Origin of the sequence: uncultured Amaricoccus sp., from assembly GCF_937858865.1 — a bacterium.
In the GTDB taxonomy this organism is placed as follows: Bacteria; Pseudomonadota; Alphaproteobacteria; order Rhodobacterales; family Rhodobacteraceae; genus Amaricoccus.
In genome coordinates, this window is sequence record NZ_CALLYO010000359.1 from 1 (window position 1) to 5,521 (window position 5,521).

7 protein-coding genes are annotated in these 5,521 nt (G+C 72.4%); 2 read left to right on the forward strand and 5 right to left on the reverse strand.

What is annotated here, in order from left to right; translation table 11 throughout:
- Positions 1-147: 147 nt before the first annotated feature.
- The gene (locus Q0112_RS10370; RefSeq protein WP_297974860.1) at positions 148-438 is read right to left on the reverse strand and encodes a chorismate mutase; all 291 of its coding nucleotides are present in this window, start codon (positions 436-438) and stop codon (positions 148-150) included.
- A gap of 170 nt (positions 439-608) precedes the next feature.
- Here Q0112_RS10370 and Q0112_RS10375 point away from each other — a divergent pair, with 170 nt between their 5' ends.
- Complete coding sequence (locus Q0112_RS10375; protein ID WP_297974861.1) at positions 609-1,391, forward strand: folate-binding protein; 783 nt, start codon at positions 609-611, stop codon at positions 1,389-1,391.
- A gap of 67 nt (positions 1,392-1,458) precedes the next feature.
- Here the strand turns inward: Q0112_RS10375 and Q0112_RS10380 are convergent, their stop codons facing one another.
- Genes Q0112_RS10380 through Q0112_RS10390 form a run of 3 tightly spaced genes read right to left on the reverse strand, consistent with a single transcriptional unit; the run spans position 1,459 to position 3,349 of the window.
- Positions 1,459-2,247 carry an inositol monophosphatase family protein gene (locus tag Q0112_RS10380; RefSeq protein WP_297974863.1) on the reverse strand — a complete coding sequence of 263 codons (789 nt, stop codon included), beginning with the start codon at positions 2,245-2,247 and terminating at the stop codon, positions 1,459-1,461.
- A 59-nt stretch (positions 2,248-2,306) separates the two neighbouring features.
- A complete protein-coding gene (locus Q0112_RS10385) occupies positions 2,307-2,546 on the reverse strand; it encodes an EF-hand domain-containing protein (protein WP_297974865.1) in 240 nt (79 codons plus the stop codon).
- A 2-nt stretch (positions 2,547-2,548) separates the two neighbouring features.
- The gene (locus Q0112_RS10390) at positions 2,549-3,349 is read right to left on the reverse strand and encodes an endonuclease/exonuclease/phosphatase family protein (RefSeq protein WP_297974868.1); all 801 of its coding nucleotides are present in this window, start codon (positions 3,347-3,349) and stop codon (positions 2,549-2,551) included.
- Between the two features lie 148 nt (positions 3,350-3,497).
- On the opposite strand from Q0112_RS10390, the gene Q0112_RS10395 reads away from it, so the two are divergent.
- Positions 3,498-3,782: a GlsB/YeaQ/YmgE family stress response membrane protein gene (locus Q0112_RS10395; protein WP_297974869.1), complete on the forward strand. Its 285-nt coding sequence runs from the start codon at positions 3,498-3,500 to the stop codon at positions 3,780-3,782.
- 40 nt (positions 3,783-3,822) lie between these two features.
- Here Q0112_RS10395 and Q0112_RS10400 read toward each other — a convergent pair whose 3' ends face one another.
- Entirely contained in the window at positions 3,823-5,022 is a 1,200-nt protein-coding gene (locus tag Q0112_RS10400; RefSeq protein WP_297974871.1) for a type III PLP-dependent enzyme, read from the reverse strand.
- Positions 5,023-5,521 lie beyond the last annotated feature (499 nt).

The window sequence follows — 5,521 nt, forward strand, 5'->3', positions numbered from 1 at the left end:
CCTCGCCCCGCCCGCCGTTCCAGGACGAAAGGGGCAGCGCCCGACCCGGCGGGCGAGAAGCGCCCGCCCGGGGCGGGGCGGGCGCTGCCCGAGGCAGGGCCTCGGGCGGGACAGTCGGGGAGGGCGCGACCCTTCCTGCTGGCGGAGCTAGCCGCGCCCGGCATCCTCCGGCGCCTCGCCGAGCGCCGCCTGCTCGCGGGCGATCGACCAGCCGATGATCGTCCGCCAGAGCGCCTCGACCGCGGCCGGCTCGATGCCCCAGGCCGCGGCGGCGGCGCGGGCGTTCCCGGCCACCGTCTCCACCCGCGGCGTGATCCGCGCCGGCAGCCCGGCGGCGCGCTTCAGCTCCACCGCCCGGTCGATGCAGGCGATCCGCCGGGCGACCAGGGCCACCAGCTCGGCGTCGATCCGGTCGATCTCCTCCCGGAGCTCGGCCATCGACGCGCAGTCTCTCGGTTCCTTGCCCATGCCCCGCGGTCTAGTGCCATCCCCGGCGACGGGCAAGACCGCGGCGGCCAGGAGCGCGGCGGGTTGAAGCCGCGCCGCAGGGGTGTAGATGCCAGCACGGGCCCGCCCCCCGCCGGCCCGATTCGCGAGCGAGGACGAAGATGACCGAAGCCCTGCACCTTGCCGACCGCGCCGTCCTGCGCGTCTCCGGTCCCGACACCCGCGACTTCCTGCAGGGCCTCGTCAGCAACGACGTGCGCCGGCTCGACGACGGCCCGCTCTACGCCGCGCTCCTCACCCCGCAGGGCAAGTACCTCTTCGACTTCCTCCTCATCCCCGACGGCGCGGACGTCCTCATCGACGTCAAGGCCGACCGCGCCGCCGCGCTCACCCAACGCCTCGCCATGTACCGGCTGCGCGCCAGCGTCGAGGTCGCCCCGACCGACCTCGCCGTCATCGCCGGCTTCGGCACGCCGCCGGCCGGCGCCTTCCCCGACCCGCGCCACCCGGACCTCGGCTGGCGCGCCCTCGTCGCCGACCCCGCCGCCGCCCTCGCCGGCCTCGCCCCCCTCGCCCCCGCGGCGCTCCTCGCCCGCCGCATCGCCCTCGGCGTGCCCGAGTCGGGGACCGAGCTCGTCCCCGACGACAGCTACATCCTCGAGATGGGCTTCGAGCGCCTGCACGGCGTCGACTTCCGCAAGGGCTGCTACGTCGGCCAGGAGGTGACGGCGCGGATGAAGCACAAGACCGAGCTCAGGAAGGGCCTCGCCCGCGTCCGCCTCGAGGGCGAGGCCGCTCCCGGCACCGAGATCCGCGCCGGCGAGAAGCCGGCCGGAACCCTGCTCTCGGTCGCCGGCGACGCCGGCCTCGCCTACCTCCGCTTCGACCGCGCCGAGGGCCCGCTCACCGCCGGCTCCGCCCGCGTGAGTCTTGCCAGAGAGTAAACGCGAAAAATTTTTCCACTATATATCAAGACGTTGGGTATAGTTTCGCGCGCGAAATCCCCCGCGGTCACGCGCCGCGGATGAGCGCGCGGAGGCCCTCGTAGACGTTCGCGTTGCCCGCCACCACGCTCCGCGCCTCGGCGAGGCTCGCCTCCTCGCCGAGCGGGGCGACGAAGCCGCCCGCCTCGCGCACCAGCACGATCCCCGCCGCCATGTCCCAGATCTTCAGGTCGTGCTCCCAGCAGCCGTCGAACCGCCCGGCCGCGACATAGGCGAGATCGAGCGCCGAGGAGCCGCTGCGCCGCACCGGCGCCCCGTGCGCCGCCACGGCCGCGATCTCCCGCGCCGCCCGCGGCAGCGCCTTCGAGGCGACCGGGATCCCGGTCGCGAACAGCATCTCGCCCATGTCCCGCCGCCCGGAGACCCGCAGCCGCCGGTCGTTCAGCCAGGCGCCCGCCCCCTTTTCGGCCACGAACATCTCGTCCTTCACCGGGTCGTAGACGACCCCGGCCACCATCTCGCCCTTGTGCTCGAGCCCGATCGAGATCGCCCAGTGCGGCAGCCCGTGCAGGAAGTTGAGCGTGCCGTCGAGCGGGTCGACGATCCAGCGCCGCGTCGGGTCCGCCCCCTTCACCTCGGCGCTCTCCTCGCCGACCCAGCCGTAGTTCGGCCGCGCCTCGGTCAGCTCCTCGCGGATCAGCTGCTCCGCCTTCAGGTCGGCCCGGCTGACGAAATCCCCCGGTCCCTTGGCCGAGACCTGCAGGTTCTCGACCTCGCCGAAGTCGCGCAGCAGGCTGCGCGCCGCCTTGCGCGCCGCCTTGATCATGATGTTCACGTTGGCCGAGGCTTGGGTCATGGCCGCGCCTTATCGCCGCTCCGCCCCCGGCCGGCAAGCCCGCATCAGCCAGGCCTGCCTCAGCCCGGCATCTTCCAGATCATCCAGTAGAAGTTGGCGAGCAGCGGGAACTCCTGCTGCGCGATCACCCCGTCGCCGTTCGGGTCGTTCTTCCGGAACTGGATCTCGGTCAGCCGCGGGAAGACCCGCTTCGCCTCCTCCCAGGTCACTACCCCGTCGTGGTTCCGGTCGGCCTGCGAGAAGGAGACGGCCCCGGCGGCCCCGGCCGAGGCGGCGAGGAAGAGCGCGGCGAGCAGCATCCTCACGGCTGCACCCGCTCGTCGCGGAGCCGCGAGAGGATCCGCCGTCCGAGCGCCTGCAGCTCGGGATGCACCGTCCGGTCGGGGTGGGTGCCGTCGAGCCGGATCGTCGCCTTGACCGGCAGGTGGTCGGAGGCGAGCCGCGCCAGCGGCGTCTCGTGCGCCTCCACCCGCTCGACCAGCTGCTGCGGCTGCGCCATCACCCGGTCGAGCGCCAGCACCGGGAAGTAGGAGGGAAAGCTCGGCACCCCGCCCGTCGGCCCGAAGCCCGGCGGAAAGCGGGTCAGCACCGAGCGCCGCTCCCGCCGCCATTCGTTGAAGTCGCCCATGAAGACCACCGGCCGGTCGGTGTCGTCGCCGGCATGGGCGAGCAGCACCTCGACCTGCATCAGCCGCGAATGCCGCAGCAGCCCGAGATGCGCCGCCACCACCCGAACCGGCCCGGCCGCGAGGTCGAGGTCGGCGACCAGCGCCCCGCGCGGCTCGAGCCCGGGCAGCTTCACCTGCCGGAGCCGCCGCACCGCGCCCTCGCGCACCAGCACCACGTTGCCGTGCCAGCCGTGCCCGCGATGGTCGTTGCTGACCGGCACCGGCATCAGGCCGGTCTCCTTGCCGAGCGCGGCGAGATCGAGCAGGCCTGCCCGGTCGCCGAAGCGCCGGTCGGCCTCCTGCAGCGCGATCACGTCCGCGTGCAGCTCGCCGATCACCCGCTGCACCCGCACCGGATCGAAGCGCCGGTCGGCACCCACGCACTTGTGGATGTTGTAGGAGGCGAAGACGGCGCTGCCTGCCGTGCGTGCCATGGACTGCTCCGGGCGGATCACTCTGCTATCTGGCGCAACCGGGGCGCCCGAGTCCATCTTTCGGTGCGAATCTTTCATCGGGAACCGCTACTTTCCGCCGGCGTTGCACTGAGGTGCCGGCAGCGGGCCGGCCTCGGGGGAAGCGAGCATGGAAACGGCAACGGCAACTGCGGGCATGTCGACGGCGGCGGCCCTCATCGTGATGCTCATCGTCGGCGCGATCGCCGGCTGGCTCGCGGGCCTGGTGATGAAGGGCAGCGGGTACGGGGTGCTCGGAAACATCGTCATCGGCATTCTCGGCGGCGTCGTCGGCGGCTGGATCCTGCGCGCCCTCGGCGTCTCGCTCGGCGGCGGCCTGCTCGGCGCGATCATCGTGGCGCTGATCGGCGCCATCGTCCTCATCCTGGTGGCGAGGGTGCTCAGGCGCGCCTGACGCGAGGGGCCCTCCGCGCCGGGCGGAGGGCCTCCGCGCCTCATCCCACGAAGACGGCGTCGAGCGGCGGGAAGCCGTTGAAGCCGACCGAGGAGTAGCTCGTGGTATAGGCCCCGGTGCAGAGGATGCGCACCTTGTCGCCCGCATCGAGCGCGAGCGGCAGCTGCACCGGCCGCTTCTCGTAGAGCACGTCGGCCGAATCGCAGGACGGCCCGGCCAGGATGCAGGGGCCGGTCTCCTCGTCGCCATGACGGGTCTCGAACTGGTAGCGGATCGCCTCGTCCATCGTCTCGGCGAGGCCGGAGAACTTGCCGATGTCGAGGAACACCCAGCGCGCCAGGTCGTCCTGGTCCTTCCGCGCGACCAGCAGCACCTCGGCCACGATCACCCCCGCCTCGGCCACCAGCCCGCGGCCCGGCTCGGCCATGACCTGCACCTCCTCGCCGAAGCGGTGGCGCACCATGCGCATCACCTCGGCCGCATAGGCCTCGGTCGCCGGCAGCGGGTCGCCGTAGAAGGCCGGGAAGCCGCCGCCGATGTTGAGGATGCGCAGCCCGTGCCCGGCCGCCTCGGCCGCCGTCCAGAGCGCATGCGCGGCGTCGAGCGCCCCCGCCCACATCGCCGGCTCGCGCACCTGAGAGCCGGGGTGGAAGGAGATGCCCGCCACGTCCAGCCCGAGGAAGCGCCCGAGGTCCATGAGCCTCAGCGCCTCGCGGTGCGAGCAGCCGAACTTGCGGCTGAGCGGCCAGTCGGCCTCGCTCGCCTCGACCAGCATGCGGATGACGACCCGCGCGCCCGGCGCGTGCGCGGCGATCTTGCGCAGTTCCTCCTCGGCGTCGGCGGCGAACTGCTCCACCCCCATCGCGTGGGCGTGGGCGATGTCGGCCGCCCGCTTGATGGTATTGCCGAAGGCGATCCGCTCGGCGGGAACCCCGAGCCCGAGGCAGAGGTCGACCTCGCCGCGCGAGGCGCAGTCGAAGCGCCCGCCGAGCGCGAGGACCGCCGCCACGATCTCCGGCGCCGGGTTGGCCTTCACCGCATAGTGGATCGTCGCGTCGCCGAGCCCCGCCTCGAGTGCCCGGTACTTCTGCCGGAGCATCTCGAGGTCGAAGACCACGGTCGGCCGGTCGAAGTCGCGCGAGCGGATATAGGCATCCTGGCGCGGCGAGACGGCGCTCGCGGCCGGATGGATGTCGTAGAGTCGAGCGGCCTCGCCCGCAAAGGCGGCAGCGTATCGCATGCGCATCTCCATCAGTCCCGGGGGGCCAGTGCGCGCCCCGAAGTTCCCAAAAGAGACGTTACCGTCGCTGCGTGAGTTCTCCCGGAGGGGGACCTTACAGAGGCGCGTGCGTTGGCGTCAGAACGCGCATATGAGGCCTCGCCCGGTCGCAATCAAGCAAAATCGGACCGCATCGGCGAGATTTTGCGAAGACGTGATCTCGCGGCCCCCGATCCGTTAAAAGTCCGTTAAATCATAACCATAATCAGTGACCTGCACCTCTCCGCCCCGCTGCCGCCCGCCCCGGATCGGCGGATGCCCGAAAACGACGCCGCCACCGCCCCGGGTGCCGTCAGAGCCCGGCGAAGATGTCCCGCACCGCGAGGACGAGCCCCGGCGGATCGAGCCTCGCCTCCCCCTCGTGCAGGATGCGCACCCCGATCGCCCCCGCCTCGTCCCGCGCGTGGTGGATCACGACCTTCGCGTCGGTATCGACGATCAGGTAGTGCCGCACGCTCGG

Excerpts from the sequence above, each read along its gene's own strand:
- Q0112_RS10375 (WP_297974861.1), top strand. The coding sequence starts at position 609 with ATGACCGAAGCCCTGCACCTTGCCGACCGCGCCGTCCTGCGCGTCTCC.
- Q0112_RS10370 (WP_297974860.1), bottom strand. The coding sequence starts at position 438 with ATGGCCGAGCTCCGGGAGGAGATCGACCGGATCGACGCCGAGCTGGTG.
- Q0112_RS10400 (WP_297974871.1), bottom strand. The coding sequence starts at position 5,022 with ATGCGATACGCTGCCGCCTTTGCGGGCGAGGCCGCTCGACTCTACGAC.
- Q0112_RS10395 (WP_297974869.1), top strand. The coding sequence starts at position 3,498 with ATGGAAACGGCAACGGCAACTGCGGGCATGTCGACGGCGGCGGCCCTC.
- Q0112_RS10390 (WP_297974868.1), bottom strand. The coding sequence starts at position 3,349 with ATGGCACGCACGGCAGGCAGCGCCGTCTTCGCCTCCTACAACATCCAC.
- Q0112_RS10385 (WP_297974865.1), bottom strand. The coding sequence starts at position 2,546 with ATGCTGCTCGCCGCGCTCTTCCTCGCCGCCTCGGCCGGGGCCGCCGGG.
- Q0112_RS10380 (WP_297974863.1), bottom strand. The coding sequence starts at position 2,247 with ATGACCCAAGCCTCGGCCAACGTGAACATCATGATCAAGGCGGCGCGC.